Origin of the sequence: Psychrobacter sp. Ps2, assembly GCF_022129405.1 — a bacterium.
Classification (GTDB): domain Bacteria; phylum Pseudomonadota; class Gammaproteobacteria; order Pseudomonadales; family Moraxellaceae; genus Psychrobacter.
Genome location: NZ_JADQAM010000056.1, coordinates 111277 through 127039, shown reverse-complemented (window position 1 = coordinate 127039; position 15763 = coordinate 111277). Strand labels below are relative to the sequence as shown.

Sequence of the window (15763 nt, the reverse complement as noted above, 5' to 3'; positions counted from 1 at the left end):
AAGTCACTTAAATAGCATGAATTATGTCCATTAGCGACTACCTTCTACTTTTTAGCATGAATTTTGTCCATTACACCTAAAGCTACCGATAAATCAAAATAAGCGCTTGTAAATTGTATCTTACAAGCGCTTATTATTTATAATTAAGATGCTTCTATATTCTGAACATTGCGCCATTCGGTGTCAGTCCAACATAGGCCATACCTGCTTGATTCATCCAGTGAGGTTGAATAATGCCATGCTGCAAAATCGCATGAATATCTCTATGCGCCCTTTCTATCTTATGCTTTTTATATAGGGAGGCTGTGCCTGCGACTGCGTAAATTTCAGATACCATGTCACGAGCTTCTCTTGCGCCTTCATAAGACGCTGCCCACACATCGGCAAGCTGTATATCAGTAAAGGTGTTCTGCTGCTGTGCCTCTTTCCACAGTACCTCGACACTATAATGCAGTTGGTCGCGTTTTGATGCCAGTATTGTTTTGCTCTTAGCAATGGTAGCCTGTACCGTTGCACGGTCGCGTAAATCTGGACTCTTATCAGGCGTTACCCTTTCAAGACACATATCAACCAAGTCGTCCATGGCGGCTTTTAATACGCCTAGCGCCATCGCTGCACAGCCAGCAGCATTGATACAGCCGATAGGCAGACGACTGTAGGCAGTATCGACAGCCACAGGACTATCAAAGTCAACTGCATAAGCCTCTTTGACAAAAGCGCCTTTGATGACTATATCGTGGCTACCTGTGCCATTTAGACCGCCCACATCCCACGTATCAATGATTTTTACGTCTTTTTTAGGAATAAAGAATAGTTTTAAATTTGCACCTGGGCCAAGGGTCGTAGGAGAGCCTTCGGAGATAACGAGGCAACGGAGCACAAACCAGTCAGCCAATTGGCATCCAGAGACGAGTGTCCATTGTCCTGATACCATATAGCCATTATCTACTGTTTGTGCCACGCCTTCAGGACGTGCGGAATTGGCATAAATATGAGAGGGGTCGCTGTATACTTCTTTCATGCTGGATTCATCCAAAAATCGACCGAATGTACAGGCCAAATGGTTGTTCCAAACAATCCAAGCAACGGAGGCTTCAGCACTGGCCAACGTCTCATAAGTTTTTAGCGTTTCTATTGGGTTTCCTGCCCATCCTCCTAACGATTTAGGCAGCCCCATTCTAAATAATGCAAATTCTGAAAGTTTATTGGCCACCACGGGTGCAATTTTTCTAGCGCTTTCTGTTTCATCTCTGAACATGATTGCTGATGCATAAATCTTGTTTGCTGCATCTGATGGTAGGGTGGTTATCTCTGCTGAGGATATATCATTCATATTGTTCAACCTTATTGTGATGAATAAGACAGTACTTTTTTTTATAGCTGATAAAGTACAAATTTGAGCGATGACAAATGCTTATATAAAGAATAACCAACAGCTGCCCACCATACAACCGTTAATATGAATATATTAAAAATTATATTGTAAAAATTGAATAAATAGTAATCAATGAGGCAAAATTTAGCGATAAAGCTAGAGGTTAAGCTGCGAAAATATGAAGGTGTGAAGAATAAAGCTAGACCAAATATTAAGTGTTAATTCTAAGTCACTTAATATTTGGCCGAGAAGATAAATATTCTATAAAGATAGGTATCCTATAAAAACTGTCTTAAATTAGGCATCACGTTTCGGCGCATCAGGCTGCATCATAGGATCCGCATCTGCAAATGCCTTTAGTGTACGGCAATGAGTATCAATGGCGACGATATTGGGATAAGCGCTCAAATCTACTTTGAAGCGGCGAGCAGAAGAGACTTGCGGAATCAAATAACAATCTGCGAGAGTAGGACTGTCCCCATAGCAGAACTGTCCGCGATTGTTATCCGCTGCCAAACGTGTCTCTAAAGCAGCAAAACCTTCACTGATCCAGCGATCGCACCATGCAACCACATTTTCCTCGTCTACTGACAACTCATTGCGCAAGTACTGTAAAATGCGGCGATTATTAATTGGGTGGATGTCGCAACCAATCATGGCACTCAGCGCGCGTACCTGCATACGCCCAGCAGCATCGTTAGGTAATAGTGCGTGCTCAGGGTAGACCTCTTCTAACCACTCCAAGATAGCTGGACTTTGATATAATAATAAATCGTCAGTCTGTAGGACAGGCACCAATCCTTGCGGATTAATCGCTTTAAAGGCAGATTCTAACTGCTCATCCTCTGCCAGATTAATCGTGATATCATCGTAATCTAAGCCTTTTAGGTTCATAGCGATACGAGTACGGTAAGACGTGCTACTACGAAAGTAGCCATAAAGTGTCATCATGATTCATGTCCTTATATTGATGTGTTTTTATAAAGATAAATATTATGAAGTAAGGTCTGTATCTCACTGATATTTGATCGGGCAAACCCTTATTGAACAAACCATTATCAAGCAAGCCAGAATAGTAGTTCACCTATCGACCAAGCACACCAGAATCGAGTAAATCATGCCAGCAGACAAAACCCTTGTAGACAGTTCTATCAGCAGTAAAAACCAAAGTGGGGTTCAGTCGCTTGAGATTGGGCTGTCGATACTCGATGTGCTGATCGACCGCAATGAGCCTATGATGCTAAAAGATATCGCTGAAGCCATGCAAATGCACCCAGCAAAATCCCATCGTTACTTGGTCAGTCTCATCCGCAAAAACTATGCGCGTAAGCTTGATGATGGGCGCTATGGGCTTGGCGATAGAGTCAATGCATTGGCATCACTAGGACATACGGAACTCAACCAAAACAATCTTTTGGCACGTCTCACGCAAGTGGCTAATGAAATCAAAGACACCTTAAACTGCGGTGTGCAAATTGCCAAATGGTTTAGCGAAGGCCCGATTATCATTCAGTCCGTTGAGCCAGACAGTCCGATTAGTATCATTACTCGCATTGGCTCACGTATGCCTCTGACGACATCGGCCACAGGGCAGTTATTTGCCAGTTATCAACCTGATGCCGTCATTCAGCCATTGGTCACAGCTGAGTGGCATACGAGTAATACCACCGTAGATATGACCGAGAAATGGCAGCACTTTACCCAGCTACAAGCCAACATTCGTACTCAAGGCTATGCGACAGTGACGGGCGATATGCTTATGGGGATTAACGCCATTACGATTCCTGTTATATTGCCACAGCTTGCCAATAGTGCTACTAAACCATCCACGAGTAGTGACAAAACTGATAGTGAAGATTTACCGCTAGAATATGCCATCACTATCATTGGAACGACAGAGCAATTGCCTATGAGTGAGCAACATAATGTGGTTAAGCAAATACTGGCGATAGCACAGCGTTATCAAATTGCATAATTAAAATTTCTGTAGAGAATTTATTTCTAAAGATACTCTAATGTTCTGTGTCACTCACCGACAGGAGCAACTTCGCGTGCTTCAGCCAGCTCATCACTATGCAGAAACTGTGTATGTGCAGGAGCACGCTTGGTACGAGACCACTCATCTAGCATGTCTTGCTTGATGGCATCTGTAATCATCGATACTTTGTCTTCTGAGGTTGGATCATCATAGGTCAGCTCGAGACGATGACCGTTGGGATCAAAAAAGTAAATCGAGTGAAAGATGCCATGATTGGTCACGCCAATGACATCGATGCCTGCATTTTCTAAATGCTCTTTGGCAACTATTAATTCGTCACGGTCCTTAACCTTTAGCGCCAAATGCTGCACCCAGCTTGGGGTATTAGGATCAAAGCCCATCTCAGGTTGATTGGGTACTTCAAAAAACGCTAAGACATTTCCATTACCAGCGTCCAAAAAGACGTGCATATAAGGGTCAAAGGCTTTGGTCGAAGGCACATGATCTTCTGCGAATGCCAGAATAAAATCCATATTTAGATTCTTTTTATACCATTCGACGGTTTCTTTGGCATCTTTGCAGCGATAAGCCACATGATGGATTTTCTCAATTTGAAAGCTCATATCAAACTCCTTTTGATAAGGCGCGTCACTCATTTGGCTGTATTCACATAACGATGAGTAGGTGAATGCATTTGTCTTCCTATCAGCCTGCATGAGAGTTTTCACGCCTATTTTGCTATTTCTCTATCTATGTTATTTCTTAAATACTATTTATCAAAATCAAAGCTCAGTGCTGGTAATACCTTGCCGCGTACTTCACCAAAGCCAACACGGATGCCGTCTTTTTCGCTATAGCCTTTCATAATGACTGTGTCACCATCTTCGATAAAGCTGCGCGTCTCACCACCTTCAAGCGTGACTGGTTTGGTAGCATTCCAAGCAATCTCTAGCATCGAGCCATAAGAATCAGGCGTTGGTCCTGAAATCGTGCCTGAACCCATCATGTCACCGACTTCAACTTTGCAGCCAGTGATGGTGTGGTGGGTAAGCTGCTGTGCCATTGACCAATACATGTATTTGAAGTTGGTCTCACAAATGATGGTCGCGGTTTCCGCATTTTCAGGCAGTAATTCAACCGATAGATTGATATCAAAGCTGTTGTCGCTCGATTTTTCATTTAAATAAGCGAGTGGCTTGGGTTCTTGTGTTGGACAAGCTGTTTTGAACGGAGCCAACGCATCCATGGTGACAATCCAAGGAGAAACCTCGGAGGCAAAGGTCTTAGCATTAAATGGACCTAAAGGCACGTATTCCCATTTTTGGATATCTCGTGCTGACCAATCATTGAGCAACACCATACCAAAAATATGATCAGCGGCATCATCTACGGCGATTGGCTGACCGATATGATTGCTTTTGCCAACGACAAATGCGGTCTCTAGTTCAAAATCCAAGCGCTTGCAGGCAGAGAAAATAGGACGCTCATCAGGGTTAAGCTTTAGCTGACCTGATGGACGTACGATATCAGTTCCACTAACGATGACGGTACTGGCGCGTCCGTTATAGCCGACAGGCATTTCAGTCCAGTTAGGCAATAGGGCGTTGTTTGGATCGCGGAACATGGTGCCGACGTTGGTCGCGTGCTCTTTAGAAGAGTAGAAGTCTGTAAATCCGGGCACTCGAACAGGTAAGTGCATCGTGACATCTGCTTGTTTAAACAGGGCCTTTTTCTGCAAGTCTGTATTGTCACGTAACGTGTCATTGTCATTAGACAGCAGTGTCTGAATGGTTGTGCGTGCCTGTGTCCAATTGTCTCGACCAGAATCAATAAAAGCATTTAGAGTGGATTGGTCGAAATACGGACCACCGTCTAAACTTAATAATCCTTCGGCTTCGAGTACAGATAGATCCAGTACATGCTCACCGATGGCAACGCCTGCACGGCGATTGTTATCACTAGCAGCGTCTTTAGTTTCGCTAAAGATGCCATAAGGGAGATTGTGAATAGAAAAGTCAGAGTCAGCAGCGATATCGATAAAAGAGGTGAGGGTGCTGTCAGTCGTTGACATGATTTGCTCCTTGCTAATATAAATTACGAATTACGTTATAATTAATCACTTACGTATAATGTAATTTATTGATATATGGATTGCAAGTTTTTTGTGCAATGTCTTTTGTTAAAAAGCTGCTTTGAAAAGTGGTTGTCGTTGTTTTGACTAAACGGTTCTGACTAGATGATTTTAATAAAATAGTTTTGACGAAATAATTTTGATTAAATGCTAGGCATAAAAAAAGGCCGAGCAGTCGCTCAGCCTTTCTTATCTATGTTTATTTTTTATCAAGTTACATATTGAGTAACATGGCTTACGTGGTTTAATCAGTCTTTTAAGACGTCTGCCATGGCATTGGCCACATAGTCGATGTTGCTGGTATTTAGGCCAGCCACACACATACGTGAGTTAGAAACCATATAGATACCAAACTCGGTCTGTAGGCGTTCGACTTGATCAGGCGTCAAGCCAGTAAAGCTAAACATACCGTTTTGACGAGTGATGTAATCAAAGTTACGGTTAGGGATTTTAGCTTCTAACACTGACTTTAACTTTAGGCGCATGGCTTTGATACGGTCGCGCATCGCATAAACTTCGCCAACCCACTGCTCATGTAGTGCTTCATCGTTCATGACGATATCGACCACGCGTCCACCATGTGATGGCGGGCTTGAGTAGATACGGCGTACGGTTGCGTTTAGCTGACCGAATACGCGATCGGTTTCGTCTACGGTTGGGCAGACGACTGATAGGCCGCCGACGCGCTCGCCGTATAGCGATAAGTTTTTAGAGAATGAGTTGCTAACAAACAATGGCAAGCCCATCTCAACCGCTTTACGGATAGCGTAAGCGTCGCTGTCCATGTCTTCGCCAAACCCTTGATAAGCGATGTCCATGAATGGAATCAGCTCACGCGCCTTCACGACGTTGAGTACGGTATCCCATTGCGCTTGGGTCAAATCCATACCAGTTGGGTTATGGCAGCATGGGTGTAGCAAAATGACGTCGTTTTTGTTCAATGTCTCAAAAAACGCAATCATTTCCTCAAATTTGATACTGCTGTTGGCTTTGTCGTAGTACGGGTATTTACCCACTTCTACATCAGAGCCTTCAAAGATAGCAATATGGTTGCCCCATGTTGGATCGCTCACATAGCACTTAGCTTGTGGGAACCAGTCATGGATAAACTCAGCACCGACTTTTAGCGCGCCAGAACCACCGATGGTGGCGATAGTAGCGACCAAGCCGTCTTTTAAAATCTGAGCGTCTTTACCAAATAGTAATTCCTGACAGCCTTTACGGTGGCCTGGCAGGCCTGCCATTGGCAGGTATGGACGCGGTGCGATAGGATCAGCAATACGCTCTTCGGCTGTTTTTACACAGTCGAGTACAGGCAATACGCCACTCTCATCATAATAAATACCAATACCTAAATTGACCTTGTTAGGATTGCTATCTGCTGAGTATTTTTCCATAAGACCTAAGATTGGATCACCAGCGTAATAATCGATACGTTCAAACATGCCATTTCCTTATAAAAATATAAACCGAGCAGCCGAAAATCATAGAGCAAATTGATGATTAACTCAACATGAGAGTGGGTTATCTGGTGCAATTAGTAAAATAAATACCCAAATAAGTTATTTATCTGCTTATCAAAGGCATTTGAGGGGCTATACGTCATTCGCTAGACGATGAGTCAGAGTGATGTAGGTCGTTATAATGGGTCGCAAAATACGTTTGCAAAAACTGCTTAAAAGCAATGGTCGCCGGAGAGAGCGCCCGTGAGGCACGTTGATAAATAAAAAACTGCCGCATTTTGACTGGTTGAGTGAGTGGTCGCATCAGCAGACCATTGGCGCTGACCCAATCAATAACTTCAGGCATATAAGGCAGACACAGCGTGATACCAAAGCCTTGCCGCGTCATCTCAAGTGCGGTGGACATGAAGTTCACCTTGTATCGAGCTTGTTGCACATGAGCGGAGATAGAGTCGTCGAGCTCTGCGGTTACTTGATCGAGGAACGGACCTTGTAAGGTAATCAGCGGCGTTTCTAATAAATCTTGCCAAGTAATTTCATCTCTTTGTGCCAACGCATGATTGTCTGGCATAACCACGCAAAATGGTAGCTGATACAACAAATCAGCCCCGATATCATCTTCAGTTTCTATAAAACCAAGCTCAGTGCCAACGCCTAAATCGACTTCGATATCTTGGATATGCTTAAGCAAATTCTCGGCTGAACAGTCCAATAGCGAGACGCCGATATTTGGATATTCTTTGGCAAATTGGGCGATGACGGCAGGTAGGGATGATGCTGCAAACTGTGATACAGCCAAGCGCACCTGACCTTGGGCCAAGCTGGTCAAACTACTTGCTTCATTTTCAAAAAGCTGCATCTCATTCAAGATACGCCGCGCTTGCGGTAGTAGGTGCCGTCCTACTGCTGACAAAGATAACTGGCGAGTGGTGCGATCAAACAACACGATACCGAGGCCAGTCTCTAATTCCTTAATCAATCCACTAACAGCAGATTGAGTCAAATACATCTGTTCGCTAGCACGAGTAAAACTGCCGTTGTCAGCGACTTTGATAAATGCGGTCAATTGGCGAATGCTGATATTCATAAGTAAACCTGATAAATAAATCATAAAAAACAATTAGTCTTATAAATAAAGCTAATCTAATATAAATACAACGTCAACAATAAAGATTGATTATTAATCGTTTTATAGACTTTTACTATTGATCGACTTTTACTACTCATCGATTTTCTATTACCAATTGAAATTAAGGATAATTGCAATGGCAGATTTATTTGACAACCCAATGGGACTAAATGGATTTGATTTTGTCGAGTTTGCTTCTCCGCAGCCTGATGCAGTCGACGCATTGTTTAAGCAGCTTGGTTTTGCTCATGTCGCCAATCATCGTTCAAAAGATGTTGCGCTATATCGCCAAGGTGATATCAACCTTATCCTAAACCGCGAGCCAAAAAGCCAAGCCAGTTACTTCGTTGAAGAGCATGGCGCTGGTGCTTGTAGCATGGGCTTTCGGGTAAAAGATGCCAAAAAAGCGTATGAGCGTGCGATTGAAATGGGCGCACAGCCAGTAGACGTGCCAACTGGGGTGATGGAGCTTAGATTGCCAGCTATCAAAGGTATTGGCGGCTCACTAATCTATTTGATTGACCGTTATAAAGACGGCGAATCTATCTATGATGTCGACTTTGAGTTCTTTGCAGATATCGACAGAAACCCTGTCGGCTATGGTTTCAAAGTTATCGACCATTTAACGCATAACGTCTATCGTGGACGCATGGCGTACTGGGCAAAATTCTATGAGCGTATCTTTAATTTCCGCGAGATTCGTTACTTTGATATCAAAGGTGAGTACACGGGACTAACCAGTAAAGCCATGACCGCACCTGATGGAAAAATCCGTATTCCGCTGAATGAAGAAGCCAAACAGGGCGGTGGTCAAATAGAAGAATATCTAATGCATTTCAATGGCGAAGGTATTCAGCATATTGCGCTAGCCAGTGATGACTTGTTTGCCAGCATCGATAAGCTAAAAGCGGCTGGTATTCCGCTTATGACCGCACCAAATGCTGCTTACTATGAAATGCTGAGTGAGCGTTTGCCAAATCATGGTGAAAATGTCGCTGACTTACAAACGCGCGGTATCTTATTAGACGGCACCACAGAAGGCGGTGCACCGCGTCTGCTGCTACAGATTTTCTCTGAGACCATCTTGGGTAGCCCAGTGTTCTTTGAGTTTATTCAGCGTAAAGGCGATTATGCAGATGGCTTTGGTGAAGGTAACTTTAAAGCGTTGTTTGAGTCGATAGAGCGCGACCAAGTACGTCGCGGCACAGTCGGTCAGCCAGAGACTGAAACGCTATAATATTATCTAACGCTTAGACCACATTTAATCAATGGACAAGACAAAAGGAGTTTGTGTTGTCCTTAATAGGAGTATTACCTACAAGCACGACAGCAAAGGTAATGCTCTCATTGCGATAAAAGGAATACAGGCATGGAACGCCTATCACAGATAGATTATCTTAATACGGCCATCGGTACCAATAGCGTTGCGACTAATAAGCAAAGCAACGATGCGTCCAGTCATTCTAATGCGACAAATAAAAAACAACCGTATATCTCACACCAACCCGATAGTCATATTCACTATAGTGATGATGAGCATGCGATGTGGCAAGCGCTGCTGGCACGTCAAGCGGAACAAACGCCCAATCGTGCGTGTACTGCATATTTAGAGGGTTTGACTAAGTTAAATTTACCGACGACGCATATCCCGCAGTTGCATGATATCGATGAGGTATTGCAAGCGACGACAGGTTGGCAGACCGCCGCTGTGCCTGCATTAATCAGCTTTGGTAAATTTTTCAAACTACTGGCCAATAAGTCCTTTCCTGTGGCGACGTTTATTCGTCGATTTGATGATATGGACTATATTGAAGAGCCTGATATCTTTCATGAAATCGTTGGGCATTGCCCGCTATTGACCCATCCTGCGTTTGCAGCCTTTAATGAAACATATGGTAAGCTTGGTCTTAGCGCAACGAAAGAGGAGCGCTGGTTTTTAGCACGACTGTATTGGTTTACCATTGAGTTTGGATTGGTCGGCAGTCGCGTAGAAAATCGTAGAATCTATGGCGGCGGTATATTAAGCTCACCTTCTGAAACAATCTACGCACTTGATCGGACGCCGCAAGAGCTTTCAATCGCTCAAAATAAGCCGCAATCTCAACCTCAGTCTCAACCTGAGCACCGAGCGTTTGATTTGCTTGATGTGTTGCGTACACCTTATCGTATTGATCAGATACAGCCGATCTACTATGTCATCGATGAATTAGATACCTTATTTGATATTGTCAATAGTGACATTATGGGTGCGGTCAAAAAAGCTATGTCGCTTGGACTATTCGAGCCGACCTATCCAGAAAAAACTCGTTAAAATGGCAATTCAAAATTAAACATGAAAACCAACACTTCAGTACGAAGTATTGATATAGCAATACAGCTATATCAACATGGACGTACGAGTATTAGAAAGTAGCTATCAAAACAGACATCGAAAACAGCCACTATAAAAGGATTTTATTATGACAGCATTATCACAAAACAGCTGCGAAGCTTGCAGCATTGGCGCACCGAAAGTCGATGAAGCCGAAGCACGAGAACTATTACCGCAAATTCCTGATTGGTCACTAATCGAGGTGGATGGTATTAAGCAATTGCAGCGTCAGTACAAATTTAAAAACTTCGTCTCAGCAATGGCATTTGCCAATCAACTGGCAGAAATCGCTGAAGCAGAAGGGCATCATCCGGGTATATTGGTAGAGTGGGGTAAGGCTACGGTCACTTGGTGGTCGCATAGTATCAAGGGTTTGCATCGTAATGATTTTGTCATGGCAGCTAAGACCGATGACTTAATCGATAAGTAATAGGTTGCTTTACTAACAAATCACTTTAACCATAATTCTACCATTAAAATTAAAATCAAACCCAATTTAGTGCCAGTATTTACTGGCATTTTAAGGATGTGTCATGCCACCAAAACCCCTCACATTAATCAGTGCCAAGCTCGCCTTTATCATATCCGCCATCGTCATCGGTATCATGGGCATCACCATGATTGGTTTTGGCTGGGTGCCGCACCTGTCTCTTATCTTAGCCATCTGTGTGTTACTGGCTATTGGTATGTATAAGGGACTCAGCTTTGATGACATGCAAATGCAAATGGCATCAGGCGTCATGCGCGGTATTGGTGCCATCTATTTGTTCTTCTTTATTGGACTGATGGTTGCGGCTCTGATGATGTCAGGTGCTATTCCTACACTCATGTATGTAGGCTTTCAGCTGATCTCACCTGAGTACTACTATATTTCTGCTTTTATCTTAACCTCTATTATCGGTATTGCTCTAGGTAGTAGTTTGACGACTGCAGCAACGCTTGGCGTAGCGTTTATTGGTATGAGTAACGCCTTTGATGCCAATGTGGCGATAGCAGCAGGGGCAGTGGTATCAGGGGCGTTCTTCGGCGATAAGATGTCACCATTATCTGATACCTGTACGATTGCGTCCTCTGTCGTTGGCATCGATCTGTTTGAACATATTCGCAATATGATGTACACGACAGTCCCTGCATGGATACTGACGGTGATCTTGTTCTGGATGTTCTCAGGACAGACCGTCAGTTCTGATTTGAGTCAAGTAACCATGCTACAAGGACAACTGATAGACAGCGGTCTGGTACATGGGTATTCGGTATTACCCTTTGTGGTATTAGTCGGATTGGCACTGTTTCGGGTCAATGCGATTTATACGATTATCTGTACCATTGCCGCGGCATTGATTATTACTTATGTGCATAGTTCACCAAGTTTTGGACAGTTGGGTGGTTATCTGTTTGCAGGCTATGCCCCTGCTGAGTCATTAGAGCTGGGTGAGGTAGGTGGTATGCTGTCGCGCGGGGGTGTACAGAGTATGTTCTTTACTCAGGCGATTGTGATACTGGCATTAAGCTTAGGTGGTCTATTGACGGCGCTGGGTATTCTGCCAGCACTGCTATCTGGTATTAAGGATACATTGACGACATCAGGACGAGCGATATTTGCGGCAGCGATGTCGGCATTGAGCATTAACGTGCTGATTGGTGAGCAGTATTTGAGTATTCTACTGTCGGGTACGGCCTTTCGCTCGACGTTTGAGCGTCTACATTTACATCCTAAGAATCTGTCGCGGACGATTGAAGATGCGGGAACGGTGATTAATCCATTAGTGCCTTGGAGTGTGTGCGGGGTGTTTATCAGTCAGGCGTTAGGGGTGCCGGTATTAGACTACTTGCCTTATGCGTTCTTCTGTTATTTGTCACTGCTGCTGACGCTGCTATTCGGGTTTACGGGGCTGACGATTAGTAGAGTGAAAGAGGGGAAGGTCGTCGAAGCATGATAGATAATGATTGATAAAAAAGGTGGAGCTAATATTAGCCCCTCCTTTTTTGTTTCGAAATACGTATTTACTGATCTTCCGTTTGCGCATCCTGACTTTTGACGATTTTATGCTGATCCTCTGTGCTATCGACTTTCCAGTAGCTAGAAACATATAAATGCGTCTTTGGTATCGCGCGCTCAACTTTGAAGTACTGGCGCAGTGCACGCATGCTATGAAATTCACACGCAGCCCAAACAGCAGGTTGACCATCGAGCCAGTTCAATGATTTAACACAGCTCAGTAAAGGGCTATCGTCTGCATTTGGATGGGCATTAATCACCCAATGTATCTCGACGTTCTCTGGTTTTTTGAGCGTCTGACGATCTGCCTCAGTCGTCACTTCAAGTACTGCGTAACCACGAGCATCAGTAGGTAACTGTGCTAAGTTGACCGTAATCGCTGGTAGCGCGGTCATATCACCGACTAATAAAAACCAATCTGCTTCATCGTTAATGAGCTTCTTTGGCCCTGGACCACCTATCAGAATTTGATCGCCGACTTGCGCATTTCGTGCCCATGCCGATGCAGGTCCTTCCGTCTCATGTAAAGCAAAATCAACATCTATTTCGTCTTCACGTTGCACGCTCACCGTATAAGTACGCATCAGTGGGCGACTATCTACATCTTGAGGGAATATCAGTTTGATATAAGCACTTTCTTGATCAGTTGGAAAGTCAACGATACCAGCACCGCCAAGTGTAACGCGGCACATATTTGGCGTAATGTATCTAGTGCCAATAACTTCTAGTATTCTTGGAGTAGGTTTTGCCATATTGTGCTTTCCTTCTAACAGCGGCTTAGGGGTTAGGGGTTGGCTTACTAATAGCACCAACCCGCTGCTTGTAAATTTGATTAAAAATTGGCTTTTAGGCTGACTGACATTTGACGTTCAGGGCCCATCCAGCAGTTATTTATGTCATAACACGCACCGACATAGGTTTTGTCAAACAGATTGTTGATACTCGCACCCACAGTTAGCATAGGATTGATTTGATAACTGCCACCGACATCTACCAGCGTCACACTTGGCAGTTCATCTGAGTTTTGTTTATCAATCTGCATACCATCTTCGTAGCGAATGCCAGCATTTAGAGTGAGTTTGTCTGTGGCATAATAGTCTGCCCATAGCGTGGCTTTGTGTTTGGCAGTTTGGGCAGGGGTATTACCGACTACATCAGGGTTGAACTCATCTTCTGTGATCTCAGCATCGGTATAGCTGTAGCTTGCCGCGAGATCTACCCAGTCATTGAGCATGCGACTGCCTGATATCTCAAAGCCTTTTGATTCAATTTCACCAGTTTGAACTTTTTGTTGAGAATTAGCGGGGTTGGTTACTATGACATTTTTCTGTGTGATATCAAATATGGAAAGTGTTCCTTGAGTTGCACGGTCTGGAGACAGATATTTGAAGCCAGCTTCGAGCTGATCAGCAGTGCTTGGTTCAAAAGGTTCATTAGTAATAAAGTTGCTACCAACAACGGGCTGAAAAGACTCTGAGTAACTAGCAAACGGTGATAGACCATTACCAAAGTCATAGATAGCAGCAAAACGACCACTAGTTTCCTTGGCATCGTTAATAATAGTTTTTTCGCCAGGTGTACCTAGATAGCTTGATCTTTGCTCATTGGTACTTTTAAAATCGTCATGGCGTAGGCCTGCCACCACTGTCCAGTCTTGCCACCTCATTTCATCCTGCACATAGAGTCCAAGCTGGCTTTGTTCAATATCATCTTTCTGATAATAGGTATCCAGTGGTAGCATGTCAGTACTAATTTGAGAAAAGCTAGGTTTAGATAGATCAATAGGTAAATCTTTGCTGTCTAGCGTATCTCGATAACTCACCGTGCTGTCTGTCTCTTGATACTCAACACCGAACAGTAGATTGTGTGAGGTGTTAGCAGTATCGAATTGGTAAGCCAATTGGTTATCTGTGGTCCAGTTGTTCATACTTTCATCAGTAGTGTAGGCGCTACGCTTCAAAACCTTATCACTACCATCAAGAAACCCACGGTTATACATATTGCGTTGCTGCGCCTCGGCATCGGTATAGCGCGTAATATGTTTAAAAGTTAACTGGTCATTGATATCCCAGTTCACAGTAACACTTGGCATAAATACTTCTTTACTAAATTTATTCCATTCATCGCCTGCATAGGCATCACTGCCGAGCTTGCCATAGCTTGCCTTGTAGACAGTGCCGACAGCAGGCAATGGGGTAGATGGTACCATCTCTGGATCATCTTGATAAAATAGATTAGCAAGTACTGAGACATCATCCGTCGCTTGCCATTTAAGCGATGGATTAATCAGCAATCGCTCTTCTTCTGTGGTTTGCATTTGTCCATCTTTTTGACGTTTTAGCGCGACTAAGCGATAGTTCAATGTGTCCGTGATAGGCCCCGTGCTATCGACGGCCACTTCTTTTAGGTTTTGATTGCCAAGTCGTAGCTGTACTTCGTTTTCCTGAGCGCTTTTAGGGGCTTTGGCTATTTGGTTCACCATACCGCCGGGTGCTGCATAGCCATAAAGGGAAGAGGCGGGTCCTTTCACGACTTCGACCGCTTCAGTCGCATAGACATCGACTTGTGGCATTAGGTTCCAAGCGCCATCGTAGGGCAGTCTTAGTCCGTCATAAAAGTTTGAATAGGTTTTAAATCCGCGGATATTGTACTCATCAAAAACAGATACCGTACCGCGGCTCTCAGAGCTTACGCCTGGCTCATAACGTAATGCAGCATTGACACTATCTGCCTGACGCTTTTGCAACAGGTCTTGATCGATTCTAGTATAACTCATTGGCGCATCGTTTGGATCCAATGCAGTTTTGGTGCCAGTACTACGATAGCCATCTGAGTAGACGGTAATAGCATCTAAGGTAGCTGATGGTGTAGCAGCCTCATCGTTTTCAGTATTGTTTGTCGTCTCTACAGCGTAAGCGGCGTGACTCATACCCATGATCAGGCCAATTTGTACTGCTGTGGTGAGATATTTTTTGCGAATGACGTTAGTGGTTAGATGAGACCGCATCAGATTTCCTCTTGGACTAAAATGATTAAATATTATTTGTAACAGTTAAAGCAAATTTATAAGGATGCTAATAATAACACTAATGATAATTATTATCATTAAAAAATTACAACGAGACAGTTTTGAGAAGTATTTGCACTGTTAATAAGGGGCTAAAGACAGAGTATTGCGAATAGAGCCATGCAGATTTACTATTTGGAGCGATGTATTTTAAACGATGGTTTTTGTCAGATTTTTCTCGTATTATGCAGCAGCATTCTGAATACAATTATTTACAGTAGGATTTTTACATCGCTGTATTGCAGTCATC

At 43.6% G+C, this 15763-nt stretch carries 13 protein-coding genes; 5 read left to right on the top strand and 8 right to left on the bottom strand.

Features of this window, described 5'->3' with window-relative positions:
* Nucleotides 1-154: 154 nt before the first annotated feature.
* A complete protein-coding gene (locus I3254_RS09295) occupies nucleotides 155-1333 on the bottom strand; it encodes a hypothetical protein (protein WP_238052662.1) in 1179 nt (392 codons plus the stop codon).
* 339 nt (nucleotides 1334-1672) lie between these two features.
* Complete coding sequence (maiA, locus tag I3254_RS09290) at nucleotides 1673-2323, bottom strand: maleylacetoacetate isomerase (RefSeq protein ID WP_238052669.1); 651 nt, start codon at nucleotides 2321-2323, stop codon at nucleotides 1673-1675.
* A gap of 169 nt (nucleotides 2324-2492) precedes the next feature.
* Between maiA and I3254_RS09285 the strand changes: the two genes are divergently transcribed.
* Nucleotides 2493-3350 carry an IclR family transcriptional regulator gene (locus I3254_RS09285; RefSeq protein WP_238052661.1) on the top strand — a complete coding sequence of 286 codons (858 nt, stop codon included), beginning with the start codon at nucleotides 2493-2495 and terminating at the stop codon, nucleotides 3348-3350.
* 50 nt (nucleotides 3351-3400) lie between these two features.
* On the opposite strand, the gene I3254_RS09280 is transcribed toward I3254_RS09285, so the two are convergent.
* The 4 genes from I3254_RS09280 to I3254_RS09265 form a co-directional block, all read right to left on the bottom strand.
* The gene (locus I3254_RS09280; RefSeq protein WP_179797180.1) at nucleotides 3401-3976 is read right to left on the bottom strand and encodes a VOC family protein; all 576 of its coding nucleotides are present in this window, start codon (nucleotides 3974-3976) and stop codon (nucleotides 3401-3403) included.
* Nucleotides 3977-4122: 146 nt separating this feature from the next.
* Nucleotides 4123-5424 (bottom strand): fumarylacetoacetase, encoded by a 1302-nt coding sequence (gene fahA / locus I3254_RS09275; protein ID WP_238052660.1) that lies wholly within the window; start codon nucleotides 5422-5424, stop codon nucleotides 4123-4125.
* 308 nt (nucleotides 5425-5732) lie between these two features.
* Nucleotides 5733-6929, bottom strand: a complete 1197-nt coding sequence (locus I3254_RS09270; protein WP_238052659.1) for an amino acid aminotransferase — start codon at nucleotides 6927-6929, stop codon at nucleotides 5733-5735.
* 157 nt (nucleotides 6930-7086) lie between these two features.
* Nucleotides 7087-8034 carry a LysR family transcriptional regulator gene (locus I3254_RS09265; protein WP_238052658.1) on the bottom strand — a complete coding sequence of 316 codons (948 nt, stop codon included), beginning with the start codon at nucleotides 8032-8034 and terminating at the stop codon, nucleotides 7087-7089.
* Nucleotides 8035-8212: 178 nt separating this feature from the next.
* Between I3254_RS09265 and hppD the strand changes: the two genes are divergently transcribed.
* The 4 genes from hppD (at nucleotide 8213) to I3254_RS09245 (ending at nucleotide 12384) form a co-directional block, all read left to right on the top strand.
* Nucleotides 8213-9313, top strand: a complete 1101-nt coding sequence (gene hppD / locus I3254_RS09260) for a 4-hydroxyphenylpyruvate dioxygenase (RefSeq protein WP_238052657.1) — start codon at nucleotides 8213-8215, stop codon at nucleotides 9311-9313.
* Nucleotides 9314-9445: 132 nt separating this feature from the next.
* Complete coding sequence (gene phhA / locus I3254_RS09255; protein WP_238052656.1) at nucleotides 9446-10387, top strand: phenylalanine 4-monooxygenase; 942 nt, start codon at nucleotides 9446-9448, stop codon at nucleotides 10385-10387.
* Between the two features lie 148 nt (nucleotides 10388-10535).
* Complete coding sequence (locus I3254_RS09250) at nucleotides 10536-10877, top strand: 4a-hydroxytetrahydrobiopterin dehydratase (protein ID WP_238052655.1); 342 nt, start codon at nucleotides 10536-10538, stop codon at nucleotides 10875-10877.
* A 103-nt stretch (nucleotides 10878-10980) separates the two neighbouring features.
* A complete protein-coding gene (locus tag I3254_RS09245) occupies nucleotides 10981-12384 on the top strand; it encodes a Na+/H+ antiporter NhaC family protein (protein ID WP_238052654.1) in 1404 nt (467 codons plus the stop codon).
* A gap of 67 nt (nucleotides 12385-12451) precedes the next feature.
* On the opposite strand, the gene I3254_RS09240 is transcribed toward I3254_RS09245, so the two are convergent.
* Together I3254_RS09240 and I3254_RS09235 are read right to left on the bottom strand one after the other, a co-directional pair.
* On the bottom strand, nucleotides 12452-13198 hold the full coding sequence (locus I3254_RS09240; protein WP_238052653.1) for a siderophore-interacting protein: 747 nt from the start codon (nucleotides 13196-13198) through the stop codon (nucleotides 12452-12454).
* An 80-nt stretch (nucleotides 13199-13278) separates the two neighbouring features.
* Entirely contained in the window at nucleotides 13279-15453 is a 2175-nt protein-coding gene (locus I3254_RS09235; RefSeq protein ID WP_238052652.1) for a TonB-dependent siderophore receptor, read from the bottom strand.
* Between the last annotated feature and the right edge of the window lie 310 nt (nucleotides 15454-15763).